The 15,688-nt window shown below is 58.9% G+C and carries 17 protein-coding genes; 10 read left to right on the plus strand and 7 right to left on the minus strand.

Annotated elements, in window-relative coordinates; translation table 11 throughout:
• Window positions 1-27: 27 nt before the first annotated feature.
• The 7 genes from GX444_11835 to cysC all read left to right on the plus strand — a co-directional run bounded on the left by GX444_11835 (window position 28) and on the right by cysC (window position 5,195).
• A complete protein-coding gene (locus GX444_11835; protein NLH49275.1) occupies window positions 28-513 on the plus strand; it encodes a ferritin family protein in 486 nt (161 codons plus the stop codon).
• A 20-nt stretch (window positions 514-533) separates the two neighbouring features.
• Window positions 534-1,031 (plus strand): rubrerythrin family protein, encoded by a 498-nt coding sequence (locus tag GX444_11840; protein NLH49276.1) that lies wholly within the window; start codon window positions 534-536, stop codon window positions 1,029-1,031.
• A 1-nt stretch (window position 1,032) separates the two neighbouring features.
• Window positions 1,033-1,524, plus strand: coding sequence for a ferritin family protein (locus GX444_11845; protein ID NLH49277.1), 492 nt, complete (start codon window positions 1,033-1,035; stop codon window positions 1,522-1,524).
• 196 nt (window positions 1,525-1,720) lie between these two features.
• Entirely contained in the window at window positions 1,721-1,948 is a 228-nt protein-coding gene (locus tag GX444_11850) for a CopG family transcriptional regulator (protein ID NLH49278.1), read from the plus strand.
• Between the two features lie 70 nt (window positions 1,949-2,018).
• On the plus strand, window positions 2,019-3,182 hold the full coding sequence (gene sat / locus GX444_11855; GenBank protein ID NLH49279.1) for a sulfate adenylyltransferase: 1,164 nt from the start codon (window positions 2,019-2,021) through the stop codon (window positions 3,180-3,182).
• Window positions 3,183-3,195: 13 nt separating this feature from the next.
• Complete coding sequence (locus tag GX444_11860) at window positions 3,196-4,578, plus strand: phosphodiesterase (protein NLH49280.1); 1,383 nt, start codon at window positions 3,196-3,198, stop codon at window positions 4,576-4,578.
• Window positions 4,579-4,592: 14 nt separating this feature from the next.
• On the plus strand, window positions 4,593-5,195 hold the full coding sequence (gene cysC / locus GX444_11865) for an adenylyl-sulfate kinase (protein NLH49281.1): 603 nt from the start codon (window positions 4,593-4,595) through the stop codon (window positions 5,193-5,195).
• Window positions 5,196-5,274: 79 nt separating this feature from the next.
• On the opposite strand, the gene GX444_11870 is transcribed toward cysC, so the two are convergent.
• The gene (locus tag GX444_11870) at window positions 5,275-5,760 is read right to left on the minus strand and encodes a hypothetical protein (GenBank protein NLH49282.1); all 486 of its coding nucleotides are present in this window, start codon (window positions 5,758-5,760) and stop codon (window positions 5,275-5,277) included.
• Window positions 5,761-5,947: 187 nt separating this feature from the next.
• Here GX444_11870 and GX444_11875 point away from each other — a divergent pair, with 187 nt between their 5' ends.
• Window positions 5,948-7,171: an ATP-binding protein gene (locus GX444_11875; GenBank protein ID NLH49283.1), complete on the plus strand. Its 1,224-nt coding sequence runs from the start codon at window positions 5,948-5,950 to the stop codon at window positions 7,169-7,171.
• A gap of 41 nt (window positions 7,172-7,212) precedes the next feature.
• Here the strand turns inward: GX444_11875 and GX444_11880 are convergent, their stop codons facing one another.
• The 6 genes from GX444_11880 to GX444_11905 form a co-directional block, all read right to left on the minus strand.
• The gene (locus GX444_11880) at window positions 7,213-7,773 is read right to left on the minus strand and encodes a hypothetical protein (protein ID NLH49284.1); all 561 of its coding nucleotides are present in this window, start codon (window positions 7,771-7,773) and stop codon (window positions 7,213-7,215) included.
• A gap of 9 nt (window positions 7,774-7,782) precedes the next feature.
• Window positions 7,783-9,579 (minus strand): hypothetical protein, encoded by a 1,797-nt coding sequence (locus GX444_11885; protein ID NLH49285.1) that lies wholly within the window; start codon window positions 9,577-9,579, stop codon window positions 7,783-7,785.
• An 85-nt stretch (window positions 9,580-9,664) separates the two neighbouring features.
• On the minus strand, window positions 9,665-10,411 hold the full coding sequence (locus GX444_11890; GenBank protein NLH49286.1) for a rhomboid family intramembrane serine protease: 747 nt from the start codon (window positions 10,409-10,411) through the stop codon (window positions 9,665-9,667).
• On the minus strand, window positions 10,408-11,217 hold the full coding sequence (locus tag GX444_11895) for a hypothetical protein (GenBank protein ID NLH49287.1): 810 nt from the start codon (window positions 11,215-11,217) through the stop codon (window positions 10,408-10,410). Before GX444_11895 ends, GX444_11890 begins: the two co-directional genes overlap by 4 nt.
• Before the next feature lie 16 nt (window positions 11,218-11,233).
• The gene (locus GX444_11900) at window positions 11,234-12,739 is read right to left on the minus strand and encodes a long-chain fatty acid--CoA ligase (protein ID NLH49288.1); all 1,506 of its coding nucleotides are present in this window, start codon (window positions 12,737-12,739) and stop codon (window positions 11,234-11,236) included.
• Window positions 12,740-12,750: 11 nt separating this feature from the next.
• On the minus strand, window positions 12,751-13,596 hold the full coding sequence (locus tag GX444_11905) for an alpha/beta hydrolase (GenBank protein NLH49289.1): 846 nt from the start codon (window positions 13,594-13,596) through the stop codon (window positions 12,751-12,753).
• 205 nt (window positions 13,597-13,801) lie between these two features.
• Here GX444_11905 and GX444_11910 point away from each other — a divergent pair, with 205 nt between their 5' ends.
• Window positions 13,802-14,482 carry a hypothetical protein gene (locus tag GX444_11910; protein NLH49290.1) on the plus strand — a complete coding sequence of 227 codons (681 nt, stop codon included), beginning with the start codon at window positions 13,802-13,804 and terminating at the stop codon, window positions 14,480-14,482.
• Between the two features lie 681 nt (window positions 14,483-15,163).
• Window positions 15,164-15,688: hypothetical protein (locus GX444_11915; GenBank protein ID NLH49291.1), on the plus strand; the 525-nt coding region annotated here is incomplete at its 3' end.

Here is a 15,688-nt window from a genome sequence, read left to right on the forward strand (position 1 = left end):
TTCCATCACACGAGAGGTTTGACACCCATGAAATGGAGCGCGATTGAAATCTGCAAAATCGGCGTAGAAGTCGAACGCAACGGTCGGGCTTTTTATCTGAAAGCGCGGGATAAAGTCGCCGATGAGGACTTGCAAAAGTTATTTTCCCGCTTGGCCGACGCCGAATTGATCCACGAAAAAACCTACCTGCAAATCCTGGAACGGCTCGAAATCGCCGACCCGGCCGAAAGCGAATGCTGTTATGACCAGGAATACGACATTTATCTGGGCGCATTGGCCGATACGCGGGTTTTCACACCGCAACGCACCGTCGATCAAATCATCGCCCCCCTGAAGACCCCGTCCGACTTGCTGCGCGTCGCAATGGGCTTTGAAAAGGATGCCATTTTATGGCTAAGCGAGATGATCAACCTGGTAGCCGACGATGAAAAGCCGGTTATCGAGGAGTTCATCAGCTACGAAAAAGAGCATTTGGCCGTATTAATGACCGAATTGAAAAAATTGTCCGCGTAAGACGAAGCGAGGAGATGAGTATGGGTGAAAAGACGCGAGCCGGACTGAAAATCGCTTTTCAGGCGGAAGCCGAGGCTTATTTCCGCAACCTGGCCTTCGCCGATCAGGCCATCAAGGACGGCTATCCGCAAATCGCCCACATGTTCCGCGCCATCGCCGAGGCCGAAGCGGTGCACTGCCGCAACGCGCTGAAGCTGCGCGGCGTCGTCAAGGACACCGAAACCAACCTGCAAACCGCCTTCGAACGCGAATTGCTGGCGAAAAACGAAAAATATCCGGAACTGATCCGCGACGCCGAGGCCGAGGGCGAACGCCCGGCCGCGCTGATCTTCTCGCGCGCCCGCGACGTCGAGGAAATGCACGCGACCATTTACAAACACGCGCTCGACAATCTGATGGAAGAGCGCGAAGCGCTTTATTTCGTCTGCGGCGTCTGCGGATACATCGCCGAGGGCCGGATTCCCGACGAATGCCCCGTTTGTCAGGCGAAACCCGAAAAATTCCGCGAGGTAAAATAAAATGACGATCGACAAGGAACGTTTGCTGGCCGCCGTCAAAACCATGGCCCTGGGCGAGGTTTACTCCTTCGCGATCGACCGCGAACGAGAAGCGCAATTGTTTTACAAGCAAGCCCAGGACGCCGTGAAAAACCTCGGCGCCAAGTCGATGCTCGCCGAGCTTTATCAAGAAGAAGTGCAGCACGAGCAAATGCTGCTGCGGGCCCGCAAGGCCGAAAAAATAGAAATCGTCGGCCAGGCGCGCGGCTTCGTCGACCTGGGGTTGGCCGACATGATGCCCGACGTCCGCGTCCGCCCGACCAGCACCCCGCAGGAAATTTTGATGGCGGCGATCAAAAAAGAAGCCTTCGCCGAATCCTTTTACCTGGCCGCCGAGGAAGGCACCGACAACCCGGATGCGAAAAAATTGTTCGCGCACCTCGCCGACGAGGAAAACCAGCACAAGAGCATGCTGGAAACCTGGTACGACGACCACATTCTGACGAATAATTGAATATCTACGCCTAGCAACCGCAATCTATTGATAAATAAAAGGCATTTTAATAGCAGAATGCCATAGATATAGTTTATCCGCGCCATTTTCGCCGCTTCTTTCGTTCCAACCGGAATCCTCGTTTAAAGCGAAAAAATTCCCTTGACAGGCTCCAATCGGCATACTACACTCCAATTGGAGTGCAGAAGGAGCCCTAATGGATAAAGTGACGATCAAGATTCCGAGACAGCTTTACGAGAAGATTCAGGTCTTGATCGTCGATTCCGGTTTCTCCAGCCCCACGGAGTTCATTGTCTACGTGCTTCGCGACCTGATCGGCGAACAACTGACCGGCCGGGAAGTTCCCCGCGGGGAAAACTCCGAACTGACGAACGATGAAATTAGCGCCATCAAGCAGCGATTAAGGAACCTTGGATACTTGTAGTTTTACTGTTTTTCGAACGAAAGGGCACGGAACGCCGTGCCCTTTCCGCTAAAGAGGGAGTCGATCCATCATGATCAAAGCGCACGGCGGGCGGTTGATTGACCGGTTCGTCAAAGGCGAAATGCGCGAAGCATTGCTCGCCAAGGCGGCCGAGTTCCCGAAAATGAAACTCAACGAACGCGAAATCGCGGACGTCGAAATGATCAGTTGCGGCGCCATGAGCCCGCTCGAAGGGTTCATGAACCGCGAAGACTACCTGAGCGTCGTGCGCAACGTTCGCCTGGCGTCCGGCCTCATCTGGTCGCTGCCGATCACCCTGGCGGTGAAGCCGGGCGACGATCGCCGGTTCCAGATCGGCCAGCAGATTTCACTGGTCGACGACGACGGCCTCATCCTGGCCGTGATGGACATCGAGGACATTTACGACGTCGACCATGCCGAGGAAGCGATGCGGGTCTACCGCACCAACGACCCGGCGCACCCGAGCGTCGCCTACTTGCAGTCCTACGGCACGACCTACCTGGGCGGCAAGATCACCGCGCTCAACAAGGTCCGGCACGACGACTTCAACGAGTACCGCCTCGAGCCGAAGGAAACGCGGGTGTTGTTCAACGCCAAGGGCTGGAAGACGATCGTCGCCTTCCAGACGCGCAATCCGATCCATCGCGCCCACGAATACCTGCAAAAATGCGCGCTGGAACAGGTCGACGCCCTGCTGATCCACCCGCTGATGGGCGCCACCAAGAAGGGCGACATCCCCGGCGACGTACGGATGGCCTGCTACAAGGCATTGACCGACGGCTATTACAACCACGAACGCGTCGCGGTCAGCATCTTCCCGGCCGCGATGCGCTACGCCGGCCCGCGCGAGGCCATTTTCCACGCCCTGGTCCGCAAGAATTACGGCTGCACACACTTCATCGTCGGCCGCGACCACGCCGGCGTCGGCACCTATTACGGCAGCTACGACGCGCAGAATTTCTTCCTGGAATTCCCGCCCGAGGAAATGGGCATCACCCCGATGATGTTCGAAAACACCTTCTGGTGCACCAAGTGCGGCAACATGGCGTCCGTCAAAACCTGCCCGCACGGCAAGGAAAGCCAGGTCTTTTTGTCCGGCACCAAGGTGCGCGAGATGCTGGCGCAGGGCCAGCGGCCGCCCGCCGAATTCACCCGCGCCGAGGTGGCCGACATTTTGATGGCCTATTACCAAAGCGATCGCGCCAAGGACTGACAGGAGCCGCCCCATGAAAAAGATGGTTGTCATCGGTTTGGACTGTGCGGAACCGTCGCTCGTTTTCGACCAGTTCGCCGACCTCATGCCCAACACCCAGGCCTTGATGAAACGCGGCGTTTACGGCCCGATGCGCAGCACCGATCCGCCGATCACCGTGCCCGCCTGGACCTCCATGATGACCAGCAAGGATCCGGGCCAGCTCGGCGTCTACGGTTTCCGCAACCGCGCCGATTACACCTACAAGGGCCTGTTCTTCGCCAACGACGAGTACATCAAGGAAAAGCGGGTCTGGAACTACCTGTCGCGCGCCCGCCTCAGCTCCTTCGTGCTCAGCGTGCCGCAGACCTATCCGCCCAAACCGCTGCGCGGCGTACTGGCGGCCTGCTTCCTGACTCCGAGCAAGGAAGTGCAGTGGACGCAGCCGAAAGAGGCGGCGGCCGAGATCGACGCGCTGGCTGACGGTGACTACATCATCGACGTCAAGGACTTCCGCACCGACAACAAAGACTGGCTGCTGCAGCAGATCTACCTGATGACCGAACGCCGCTTCAAGGTGTTTCGCGAGATGGTGCGGCGCGGCGAGCACGACTTCTACATGATGGTCGAGATGGGCGTCGACCGCATCCACCATGCGTTCTGGCGCTATCACGACAAGAATCACCGCCTGTACGAAAAAGGCCATAAGTACGAATTCGCCATCCGCGACTACTACCAGTACCTCGACGCGCGGATCGGCGAACTTTTGCAAGTCATCGACGACGAAACCGCCGTGATGATCGTTTCCGACCACGGCGCCAAGACGATGGTCGGCGCGATCTGCATCAACGAGTGGCTGATGTCCAAGGGCTACCTGGCGCTGGCCGAACAGCCCGCGACGCCGATGAGCCTCAAGACCAAGATGATCGACTGGTCGAAAACCTCGGTGTGGGGCGAAGGCGGCTACTACAGTCGCATCTTCTTCAACGTCAAGGGCCGCGAGCCCGAGGGCATCATCGACCCGGCCGACTACGACGCGTTCCGCGACAAGGTGCAGGCCGACTTCGAGGCGATCACCGATGAAAACGGCCGGAACATCGGCACGGTGGTGCTCCGCCCCGAAAAGATCTACCACACGGTCAACGGCATCGCGCCGGATCTGATCGTCTACTTCGGCAACCTCGACTGGCGCAGCGCCGCGCAGATCGGCACCGGCAAGATCCACATCTACGAAAACGACACCGGCCCCGACGACGCCAATCACGCCCAACACGGCATCGTGATCCTGGCGCTGCCGGGCGGCCAGCAACCGCCGCAGCGGGACGGCTATTCGATCTTCGGCGTCGCTCCAACCATTCTGGACTTCCTGGGCGTCGAAATTCCGTCCGACATGATCGGCACCAGCTTTTTGAAATAGAAAGGAATCCCACGATGCAAAAAGGTTTCACTTTGTGGTTCACCGGCCTCTCCGGCTCCGGCAAATCCACGCTGGCCCAATTGGGCGAAGAAACGCTGCTCGAGCGCGGCCTGAACGTCGAAATGCTCGACGGCGATGTCGTGCGCACCAACCTCAGCAAGGGCCTTGGTTTCAGCAAGGAAGACCGAGACATCAACATCCGCCGCATCGGCTTCGTCTGCCATCTGCTCAGCCGGAACGGCGTCGTGGCGATCGCCGCCGCCATCAGCCCTTACAAGGCGATCCGCAACGAGAACCGCAAGCTCATCGGCCGCTTCGTCGAAGTGTACGTCGAGTGCCCGCTCGACACGCTCGTCGAACGCGACGTGAAGGGCCTCTACAAGAAGGCGCTGGCCGGCGAAATCAAGGAATTCACGGGCGTCTCCGACCCGTACGAAGCCCCGGAAAAGCCGGAAATCCACGTCAATTCCGCCACCGAAACGGTGCAGGAATCGCATGACAAGATCATCCGCACCCTCGAGCTGATGGGCTACATTCCGGCGGCCGACGGCGCCGACTACAGCCCCGAGGAAGAAGAGAAGATCAAGAAACGCCTGAAGGATCTGGGTTACCTGTAAGCGATCGACGGGGTTCGACCCGTTTTTTCCCCGGCAAACGGCAGTAGGCCATCCCGTTTGCCGGGTTTTTATTTAAGGCTCATTTCTTGTCGCGCGTGATACGGAAGCCGTAATTCGAATCCTCGCCGCTGCCGCCGGCAGTGAAGAGAAAAAGGTAACCGGCGTGGGACCACTGCAGCCCGGCCCCGACTTTTTTCCCCTCGCCGACGTGCTTTTCCAGCCATTGCTTGAGCAACTGGGCGGTCGGATTCTGATCTTTCATGTAGGCGTCGATCAGCAGGCCGGTCAATTTCCCGTGCGCGTCGAAATCGAAGCAGAGGGTCAGCGGGGCCTGCCCTTCGACCGCCTGAAAATCGTATTGAATGCGCTCCGCCGTCAGGATCGACGGCATTTCGCTTTTAAGGATTTTGCCGAGTGCCTTTTGGATTTCGTCGTGGGTGCTGTTTTCCGTCAGAATCAGCTTTTTCCCGTTTTTGATTTCGATCGGCACCCCGTCGGCGTTCTGCGCGTAGCCGACCGCGACGAACGCCAATAAAAATACCAATACCGCCGTCACCAATCGCATGACACCCCCCGAATGGTGTTGATTCGCTTCGCGCCATCGCCGCACCGGGCGCGATCGATTTTCCCTCCGCGGCCTGACTGATGCAACCGGCCGGCCATGAGCGACAAGATCGCCGGTCACTTTCGGCCCTTTGGAGGCTTGCAATTTTGCATTTGAAATGCATAATTGCACATGGAGGTGTGAACCAATGGCTTGGAAATATCTCCCGCGCGCGCTGGAACCGGCACTGAAAAGGGCCGTCCGGGAATTCCCGGCGGTCGTGCTGATCGGGCCGCGCCAGTCCGGAAAAACCACCCTGCTCAAGCACCTCTTCGGTCGAAGCCATGAATACGTTTCGCTGGAGCCGCCGGACGTCCGCGCCGCGGCCAACGCCGATCCGCGCGGCTTTTTGGCGCTGCATCCCGCGCCGGTCATTTTCGACGAGGTGCAATACGCGCCGGACCTCTTGCCTTACCTTAAAGAAACGATCGACGCCCGGCGCCTGAAATACGGCCAATATCTGTTGACCGGCTCGCAAAACTTGTTGCTGATGGAGCGGGTCACCGAATCGCTGGCCGGTCGCACCGCGGTGCTTCGCCTCCTGCCACTTTCCCACCAAGAGGCGATCGGGCGTCATGACGCGCCTTTGCCCTGGGAAACCGGCAACGGAGCAAAACGGCGGCCCGGTCCCGCCGCACCGGTCCGCTGGTCCGATTTTATCCGGGGTGGCTATCCGGAATTGGTCGCCAATCCCAAGCGGGATATCGGCCTTTGGCACGCGAGCTACGTCCAGACATACTTGGAACGCGACGTGCGTCTCTTGCGTCAGGTCGGCGAACTTGGCCTGTTTCAGAATTTTTTACGTGTGATCGCGGCGCGAAGCGGCGGTTTGTTGAATCTCGCGGACGTGGCCCGTGATATCGGCGTGGCGGTCAATACGGCCAAAGCCTGGCTTTCGGTCTTGGAAACATCCTTCCAGGTGTTCGTTTTGCGTCCCTATTTCACCAATATCGGCAAGCGACTCGTCAAAACACCGAAGGTTTACCTGACGGACGTGGGGACGCTTTGTTACCTGGTAGGGCTTCGCGATCCCGCGCACGCGGCCGCCGGCCCCATGGGCGGCGCCATTTTCGAAACGGCCGTTCTGATGGAAATCGTGAAAACCCTGGTGCATCGCGGCGAGGAACCACACCTCTACTTTTGGCGAACCGCGACCGGTTCGGAAGTAGACATTTTAGTGGAAGCGGGTGGAAAGCTGGTGCCCGTCGAGGTCAAACTATCGGCGACTCCGCAGCCCGAGATGGCCGCCGGGATAAAGTCCTTTCGCGCGGCCTTGGGAAACCGGGCGGCGCCGGGCTTGATCATTCATTCGGGAGATATTCGGCTTCCGCTGGCACCCGAAATCACGGCCCTGCCGTTCACGGATCTCTAGCCACCCGATTCATCTGGATGGCGGATGCGGAGATTCGGCCCTTACTTCGCCGGTTGTTGCACGCCCGAGAGGCGCAGCAGCCGCGCGACGCGGCCGGTATAATTATTTTCGCCGCAGTACGCGGCCAACCCGCCCACCATGTAGCCGTTGTTTTCCTTGGCGGTCAGCGTCAGGCTGTAGGAAATCGGCTCGTCGCCGCATTTGCCGCCGGGCACCGACGGCCCCTGCAGTTTAAGCATGATCATGCGGCCGTTCGCTTCGGGGAACTGCCACAACTTGCCCGACCCTTGCAGCGTTGTCCCGGCCGTCACCACGTCGAACCCCTGTCCCGGAATCAGCGCGCCTTCGAGCGTTCCGTCGGCGTACTGCTTCATTTTTAAAACGGCCTGAAACTCCACCTCGAACGACAAGTTAAACTGAAACAGCTCGACCGGACCGGTCGAGCTGTCGTCGTCATCGTCATCCGCCGCGTCGTCGTCGGCCGGAGCCGCGTCGTCGTCGGCCGGCTGATTGTCGTTGTCGTCGTCATCGTCGTTTTTGTCGCACGCCGCAACCGCGAAAAGCAGCGCCAGAACCAACCAGAGCAAAGCGATTTTTTTCATTGCCGCCTCCTAGCGCGCCAGAACCGGGTGAACGTTGACGCGATCGGCCAGCGTCAGCGCGTCGGCCGCGGAACCTTGCACCACGTAGAAGACCCAGGTGATCGTTTCGAACCACGGCGCCGTCTGATCCTCGAACCGCACGTTGCGCGTACTCGGTTCGATGTACGCGCCGACGTGCTCGTTCGCCGCGTCCTTCACCAGCCATGTGCCGTCGCCCAGGCCGATCAATCCGGTCGGCGCCGGCAGGTACCAGAATTCGAAGTTGAAGTCGGCCCACGGATACGAGCGCACCTCGTCGTCGATCAACGCCGTGGTCGTCAGTATCTCGTCACCCGTGCCCGGGAAGGTGACAAATAGCTCGCGGGCTTTTTTGTTTTCACTGTCGCTGAAGGCGATCTCCAGCCGCCACGTGGCCGGGTCTTCGGATACCTGGAACCATTTGGTCTTGAAGGTCCGGTCCTTGGCCTGCACCAGAATTTGGAACGGCCCCTGGGGCACTTTTTCGCCCGGCTTCTCGTATTCGCCAGCGGTCACTTCGCCGTTCGCCGTGTCGATCAGCACGTTTTCCAGGCTCAAGGCCGTCTTGGCTTCCTCGATGACGTCGCGCGCGATGCGGATCGCTTCCGCCGCGCTGGCGATCACGTACTCGACCTCGCCGCGATACGGGTTGATGCCCGAGCCGTCGGAAACGTCGGCGTTGTGCAGTTGCCGCCAGGCTTCGTCGAGCACCGCCGCGCGATCCAGGCCGGCCTGTTCGGCGATCGTTTCGGCGGCGAGGATTTCCTGGTGCGCCTGGTAGGCTAGCGAACGCACGTGATTGTCGCGTTCGTCCTTTCGCCACAGGCCGCCGCGGCCCAGCCACATCGAAACGCCTTCGGTGCTGTCCGGCTGCCAGGTTCCGTCCAGCAGGCGCGGCGCCGGTTCGGGGTCGATGCCCGCGTCCAGCAGGTCGTTCACGTAGTCGCTGATCGAGCCGATCTTGTAGCCGTCGGCCTCCTTTTCCATCAGGCCGGCCTCGTATTCCGCGACGGAACCTTCCTGGTAGTGGAAGAACCAGGGGAAGTAGGGATCGAAATCGCCGGTGGCCATCTTCTCGCCGTCGTCCAGGAAGCTCCAGTCGACGTATACCTGGTTGACGTCGTCGGACACGCCTTTGCCGCCGGCGACGACATAAGTGTCGCCCATTTGATAAAAGGGCGCGGCGTCGAAATCGCCGTGCTGCCAGGACCACAGGTTTTTCGGCCAGGCGAGGATGTCGTAGCCGGTTTCGGCCATCCGCTCGGTCATGCCCTCGCCCGCCTGCCCTTCCTGGCAGAAGACCACCGGCGAGAGCGTCAGGTCGTATTGCTCGAACACCGCCTTGGCGCGGTCGTTGCTGACCTGCCAATCCTCGTACGGATAGGCGATGAACAACTGATCGGCGTAGTGGAAGCTGACCAGTTCCACGCCGCCGGCATCGACCAGGTCGCGCAGTTGATCCAACACCTCCGGGAACCGCTCGGCCAGCACCTCGATGAAGTAGGCCTGCAATTCGATGGTGAGCGTCCAGTTCGTGTGGTGCTCGAGCAAATCCAACACCGGCACGAAGCTCTCGGTGACGATCATATCCTCCACCTCGTCCGGGCCGATTTCCCAACTGGGGATGTCGATCGGCAACGGCACGAAGCCGTACAAGCCGCCGATCACGTACTGAATGTTGAAGTGAAACATGGACAGGGAATATTTTACGGGATCGGCGACAGCCGCGCCGGCCGGCAATCCGAGCAACAGGATCGCCAGCAGCAACGTCGAGACCAGACGTTTCATGACGTTTCCACCTTCCGTATTTGAAGCTTGATTCAAAGGCGACGCTCATTATTCGGGGCGAACGCCCCGCCTGTCAAATCGGGCGTCAATGCACGTAAGGCGGCTCGTCGTCGTCGCCCCGCACCACGTAAAGGTTTCTTTTCTTGCCGCGCTGCTTTTCCAGTTTGCGGCGGTAATAAACGTTGCGCAGCCGTAAGTACATCCGATCCCAGCGCAGGAAGAGATAACCGAACAGCATGCCGCCGAGGTGGGCGAAATGCGCGATCCCGCTCTGCGACGCCGGATCGAAGGCCATGGTCAGTTCGATGACTCCCATGCCGATGACCAGCCACTTGACCTGCATGGGGATGACGAAAAACAACAGGACCGTCCGGCGCGGGAACAGGATGCCGAAGGCCATCAGAATGCCGTAAACGATGCCCGAGGCGCCGATGACCGGCACCGGCAGAAACGGCGCGAACAGCAGTTGGCACAACCCGGCGCCGACGCCGGTGATCGCCAGGTAGAGAATGAATTTCTTCCGGCCCCACAGTTGTTCCAACTCGCCGGCGAACATCCACAACGCCAACAGATTGAAACCCAGGTGGGTCAGCGAGCCGTGAAAAAAGTGGAAGGTCAGCAGTTGGTAGACGGCGCCGCGCCAGAAGTAGGGCGCATAGAGGCCGAAGATTTCCTCCAACCCGGGCGAACCGCCCCAGCCGCGCCAGAAAATCTGCAGGATGAAACCGGCGCCGCAAATGATCATGAACGCGCGGAGCACCGGCGTGATCGGTCCGCCGAAACGGAACTGCGGCTGCGGGGTTTGCGGGCCGCCGCCCGGATAGAAACTCATTCGCCCCTCCCTGGCCAAGCCGATTTCAAAATGCGCGCCAGCGCGTCGATTTGCAAGGCGGTGGCGCCGAAGCGCGCCCCCAGCGACGGTTTCACGTCCCGGCCGCAGCGAAACACGGTTTCCTGGTTGTATTCGATGCCGAGGGTCAAACCTTTTTCCTCGTAAGCGTCCGCCATGTAGCGGATCGCGTCCTGCGCCTGGTCGGCCAGTTTCAAGATATCCAGCGGCGACCGGACGAACAGCAGCGGATCGCCCTGGCGCACGAGAAAGAAGACCATTTTCAGGTAGGCCGGAATATCGACCAGCCGCAGCACGAGGCGGTAATCGCGTAAATCGCCGACCAGAAACGGCGCCTTGTTCTGCCGCAACTCGTAGTGAAACGGTTCGCCGACGGCCCGCGCCAGGAAACCGGTTCCCAGATCCATGAACCGCTCGAAATCCTCCATTTCGAACAACTCGAACAACTTTTCCTGGATCCGCGGCAAGTCCAGGCGGCCGCGTTCGAAAAAGTCGAAATCGACCGTCACCCGCCAGTTGTCGCCGTAGGCGAAGCGCAGCACCGGCTGCCCGGCGAAACCCAAGGTCAACTCGCCGTCGTGGACCGCGGCGAACCGCCCCAGATGTGCGGCCATGGCATCCGGGTCGCCGGCCAGTTCCGACTGGTGATCGGAAATCGAGAATTCCTCGCCCGGCCGCCTTGCCACCAGGGTGAACTCGGCGGCGAACAGCTTTTCGAGCAACGGCAGGGACAAACGGCGCTCGTCGTGCATGAAGCGGCAGAGCGTGGTGATCATCTTCGCGCTCATGGGCGGGCCCGGAGGATCATTCTTCGCGCAGCGCCCAACGACGCACCTTCATCATCGCGGTTTTGGGCAGCTCCTCGACGAAAACGATGCTGGTCGGGCATTTGAAATCGGCCAGGTGGCGGCGGCAATGCTCGATCAACTGGGTGCGGCTGGGTCGCTCGGGGCCCTTGGTCACCACGTAGGCGATCACTTCCTCGCCCCAGATGGGATCGGGCTTGCCGATCACCACGGCTTCCTTGACTTGCGAGTGCTGATTGAGCACTTCCTCGATTTCCCGCGGGTAGATGTTTTCGCCGCCGCGGATGATCATGTCTTTTTTCCGGCCGCGGATGAAGAAGAAGCCGTCTTCGTCGACGTAGCCGATGTCGCCCGTGTAGAGCCAGCCGTCGTGAAGCGTCGCGGCCGTGGTCTGTTCGTCGTGTAGATAACCGACCATCACCATTTCGCCGCGGACGATGATTTCGCCTTCGGTGCCGGTTGGGACGGTTTGGCCGTTGTCGTCGACGACTTTCATTTCGACGCCGGGCAGCGGCCGGCCGATCGAACCGATTTTCCGCTTGCCGCGGATCGGGTTCGTGCTGCAGGCGCAGGTCGCCTCGGAAAGGCCGTAACCCTCGATGATCTTGGTTTTGTACTTGCTTTCGAAATGCTCGAAGACGTTGACCGACATCGGCGCGGCGCCGCAAATACAGAACCGCAAGTGCGACAGGTCGTACTCCTCGGCGTCGGGCAGCTCGTTCAGAATCGCGTACACCGTGGGCACCGCCGTGAAGCAGGTCGCCTTGTGGCGATCCAACCCCGGCAGAAACTGCCGCGGCGAGAACCCGCGCATCAGGATCATCGCCGCGCCGGCGTACAGCGGCGCGATGAACGTCACCAATTGCGCGTTGACGTGAAACATCGGCAGAACGTTGAGCATGCGGTCGCGCTCGGTGAATTCGAGGTGCTGCACGATCTGCTTCGCGTTGACCAGGTAGTTGTGATGGGTGAGCATCGCGCCCTTGGGCCGGCCCGTCATGCCCGAGGTGTAGAGAATGCAGGCGATGTCCGACGATTTAATTTCGACCGACGGCGGTGTCGTGTCCTCGCTGAGCAGTTCCTCGTAACTCTTCGTGCCGCGCGGCGCTTCCTCGTCGAGGACGAAAACCTCGCGCAGATCGGGCAGATCCATCCGCAGGTTCTGGATCATGTCGACGAACTGCGGGATGGTGATCAGCAGTTGCGCCTGGCTGTCCTGCAGGATGAAGCGGATCTCCTCGGCCTTGAGCAGGCTGTTGATCGGCAGGGCCGTCGCGCCGGATTTGACGATCCCGAAGAAGGTGATCAGCCATTCGGGAATGTTCGGCAGCAGGAACGCGACGTTGACGCCGGTTTTGGCCTTGCGGCCGATCAGCCCGTGCGCGAGCGCGTTCGAGGTGGCCTCGAACGAGGCGTAACTCACTTCCTCGTTTTCGAAAATGAGAAAGGTTCGTTCGCCGTACTTGGCGGCCTGTTCGGTCAGGAGCTGGCCCAGGTTCTTCAACGAGCCCTCCGCTAGGCGGCCGAATGCCGATCCAGCCAACCTACCAGCAAGTCGAGCAGTTGTTCTTTTTGCGTGTCGTTATGCACTTCGTGCAACTGGCCTTCGTAGAGTTGATAAGTCTTGTCGGCCGAGCCCGCGTGATCAAAAAATTCACGCGATCCCGCCGGCGAGGTTAGCGGATCCTCGCTGCCGTGCGTCATCAGCAGCGGCATCCGCAGGGCGCCCGCGCCCAGCAGCACGCGAGCCATCGCGGCCTGGAATTCGACGAAAAATTTCGCGCTGACCTTGTCGTGCACCAGCGGATCGTCGAGGTATTCCTTGACGACCGTTGCGTCGTGCGAAAGCCCATTGGCGTCGATTTCGTTGGCCAGCGTCAGGGTCGGCCAGATTCTGGAGACCAGGGTGCCGAGCGTCGCCTTGGCCTTGGGCACTTCCAGGGAAAGCTTCAACGCCGGGCTCGAGGAGATGACGCCGTCGATCGTGTCCGGATGGCGCAACGCGTAGGCGAGCGCAATCAGGCCGCCGAGCGAATGGCCGTAGACGAAGATCTTCTTGCCCGGATAGGTTTCGCCGGCCTTCACCACCACCTGGTAAGTGTCGTCGAGAAATTGATCGAACCGGTCGACATGCCCGCGCCGGCCGTCCGAACGGCCGTGGCCGCGATGATCGTGCGCGAACGCCGCGTATCCGGCGGGCAGAAACCGGCCGAGCGGATTTTGATACCGCCCGCCGTGTTCGCCGAGTCCGTGGCAGATGACGACCACCGCCTTGGGGTTTTCGACCGGCCAATGGCGCAGAAAAATCTGGTGCCGATCGGCGGCAATCAACTTTTCTTCTTGCGGGTTTGCATAGGGCATGATTCGCCTCGAAAAATGGGATTGGAAATCGCCGGAAAATTCTAGGAGGCTTTGCCGCATAGTGTCAAGTTGTTTGGCGGCGATTTCCGGCAACGACGCGCGATCCGGCCCGCTTCCGCCGCGAAGCGATTGTCAGGCGAAAGCAACCAATTAACTTGCAGGAATTTCACAAAATTGCTAGTTTTTTGCCGTCAGGGGGATTTTGATGATCAAGTGTGATTATTGCGACCTGGACGCCCGCTTCAAAGCCGAGAAGCGATTCAATCTTTTTCGGATTCAACCCAAATATCTGTGCGACATGCACCGCCGCCGTTTCGAACGCCACGAGGACTGGATTCTGCTCGGCGGCCTGCTGCTGGCGATCCTGCTGGGCGTCGGCGGTTTTTACGGCTCGTTCACCATGCGCGAAAACCAGGTGCGCGAGGAAACGGTGCGGCAGCAGGAATATTCGGTCAAAGACCTGGATCACGACGGCCGGGTCACCTGGTTCGAGGAACAAGTCACGCCGGCGCAAATGCAGAATTTCAATCTGACCGGCTATCCGTTTTTCAAGATTCTGTATCCGCCCACCCCGACCAAACCGGTGAAAAAACGGCTGGACGTCGCCGGCTTCCTCGCCGCCGCCCAACCCGAGACGGCGCAAGGGACCACCCTGCTCAAGGCCTTCGTCCACCCGATCCTGATGCGGAATTTTCTGGTCGACCACACCAGCGGCAAGGCCACGCAGCAAATCCGCGCCATCTACCTGACGCACGACGAATTCCTGGCGTTCGCCCTAGCCAAGCCCGGTAGCGAAAGCATCGAAATGATCTGCCTCGAGAAACTTTCGCCCGAACAGGAAACCGAAATCCTGGCCGGCGTCACGGAAGTCGAAAAAGGCAAGTAGGCAATTTGGCGAAGAATGATAGAAAAATAAATCGATAACAAGAATAGCCAATATAAAAATGTCGCCTTCCTTATTGCTCTATAATGTACTAATTATAATCATCAAGCACCTCACCATTATGCATCGATTGCCAAATTACGCCGAATGCCAAAAATGGAAATACAACCACAATTACAATTAGTTACATAACATGGACATCCTTTTGCTCAATAAATGTATCTATTTAAAAAAATCATTGACTTAATGGATTGTCAGGATCAGGATTGATTCGGGTGCTGTGGCGAAATTAAAATGATTTAAGAGTAATAATTCAATGAACATGAAGAGAGAGAGAGAGAGAGAGAGAGAGAGAGTTATTGTCTTATTATTGTGTTGATCGTTGGCTTGATAACCGCATCCATCGCGATTAAGTCCACTTCCCCGGGTAAATCTTCATCGACACTCCTGCAACAATCTTGCGGCGACTCCTATGAAGGCTTGGGTGATGGCGCAACGGCTGAATGGGTCTCTACCGGCTATAAAAGTCTGGATGATAACTATGGCTCCAGCTTGTTGGAAATTCGACTTACCGGCGCGGAACACGATTCGCTTTCCATTTCCGTCGAATATTATGCCCGTTTCGGATCGCTGAATGAACTCATCTACTCAAATGTTATTCAAGCACTGTAGGAGGGCTCGGAAATGAAAAAGGCATTGTTATTCGGAATGATCTTCTTATGCCTGTCTCTGCTGGCGGTCATGTCATGCAACGATAAATCCACCTCGGATGACGACGATGACGCCGATTCCGGGCAGGACGACGACAATGACGACAACGATACTTTGCCCAGCGGATGTGACGACGACACCGCTTACGATCCCACCCTATGCGCCGATAACGTTCCTCCAGTGCCTCTTTCGGCCGAAGTGGAAGTCAACGGACAGATCGTCGAGACGCCGGTAACGGTTCATTGGGACGACGAGATGATGATTTATCTGGAATACGAGGATGAAAACTGCAATCTGGGCGAAGGAGAGGCGTTTCTACTGTATTCCGACTCTATGATGTTCTGGCAAGAAGGGCAATTCATACTGACCCCCTTTGAAGGCGAGACACCTGATAGAGTGATGTTGGGTCGTGTTGCGGTTGCGACGGACGGAGGCCGGAGGCCGACGGGAGCCGCAACCGCGACGGCCGCACCACCCGGGGGTATCGATGTCCAAGGA

This window comes from Myxococcales bacterium (assembly GCA_012517325.1).
In the GTDB taxonomy this organism is placed as follows: domain Bacteria; phylum Lernaellota; class Lernaellaia; order Lernaellales; family Lernaellaceae; genus JAAYVF01.

Excerpts from the sequence above, each read along its gene's own strand:
- GX444_11835 (NLH49275.1), top strand. The coding sequence starts at position 28 with ATGAAATGGAGCGCGATTGAAATCTGCAAAATCGGCGTAGAAGTCGAA.
- GX444_11840 (NLH49276.1), top strand. The coding sequence starts at position 534 with ATGGGTGAAAAGACGCGAGCCGGACTGAAAATCGCTTTTCAGGCGGAA.
- GX444_11845 (NLH49277.1), top strand. The coding sequence starts at position 1,033 with ATGACGATCGACAAGGAACGTTTGCTGGCCGCCGTCAAAACCATGGCC.
- GX444_11850 (NLH49278.1), top strand. The coding sequence starts at position 1,721 with ATGGATAAAGTGACGATCAAGATTCCGAGACAGCTTTACGAGAAGATT.
- sat (NLH49279.1), top strand. The coding sequence starts at position 2,019 with ATGATCAAAGCGCACGGCGGGCGGTTGATTGACCGGTTCGTCAAAGGC.
- GX444_11860 (NLH49280.1), top strand. The coding sequence starts at position 3,196 with ATGAAAAAGATGGTTGTCATCGGTTTGGACTGTGCGGAACCGTCGCTC.
- cysC (NLH49281.1), top strand. The coding sequence starts at position 4,593 with ATGCAAAAAGGTTTCACTTTGTGGTTCACCGGCCTCTCCGGCTCCGGC.
- GX444_11870 (NLH49282.1), bottom strand. The coding sequence starts at position 5,760 with ATGCGATTGGTGACGGCGGTATTGGTATTTTTATTGGCGTTCGTCGCG.
- GX444_11875 (NLH49283.1), top strand. The coding sequence starts at position 5,948 with ATGGCTTGGAAATATCTCCCGCGCGCGCTGGAACCGGCACTGAAAAGG.
- GX444_11880 (NLH49284.1), bottom strand. The coding sequence starts at position 7,773 with ATGAAAAAAATCGCTTTGCTCTGGTTGGTTCTGGCGCTGCTTTTCGCG.
- GX444_11885 (NLH49285.1), bottom strand. The coding sequence starts at position 9,579 with ATGAAACGTCTGGTCTCGACGTTGCTGCTGGCGATCCTGTTGCTCGGA.
- GX444_11890 (NLH49286.1), bottom strand. The coding sequence starts at position 10,411 with ATGAGTTTCTATCCGGGCGGCGGCCCGCAAACCCCGCAGCCGCAGTTC.
- GX444_11895 (NLH49287.1), bottom strand. The coding sequence starts at position 11,217 with ATGAGCGCGAAGATGATCACCACGCTCTGCCGCTTCATGCACGACGAG.
- GX444_11905 (NLH49289.1), bottom strand. The coding sequence starts at position 13,596 with ATGCCCTATGCAAACCCGCAAGAAGAAAAGTTGATTGCCGCCGATCGG.
- GX444_11910 (NLH49290.1), top strand. The coding sequence starts at position 13,802 with ATGATCAAGTGTGATTATTGCGACCTGGACGCCCGCTTCAAAGCCGAG.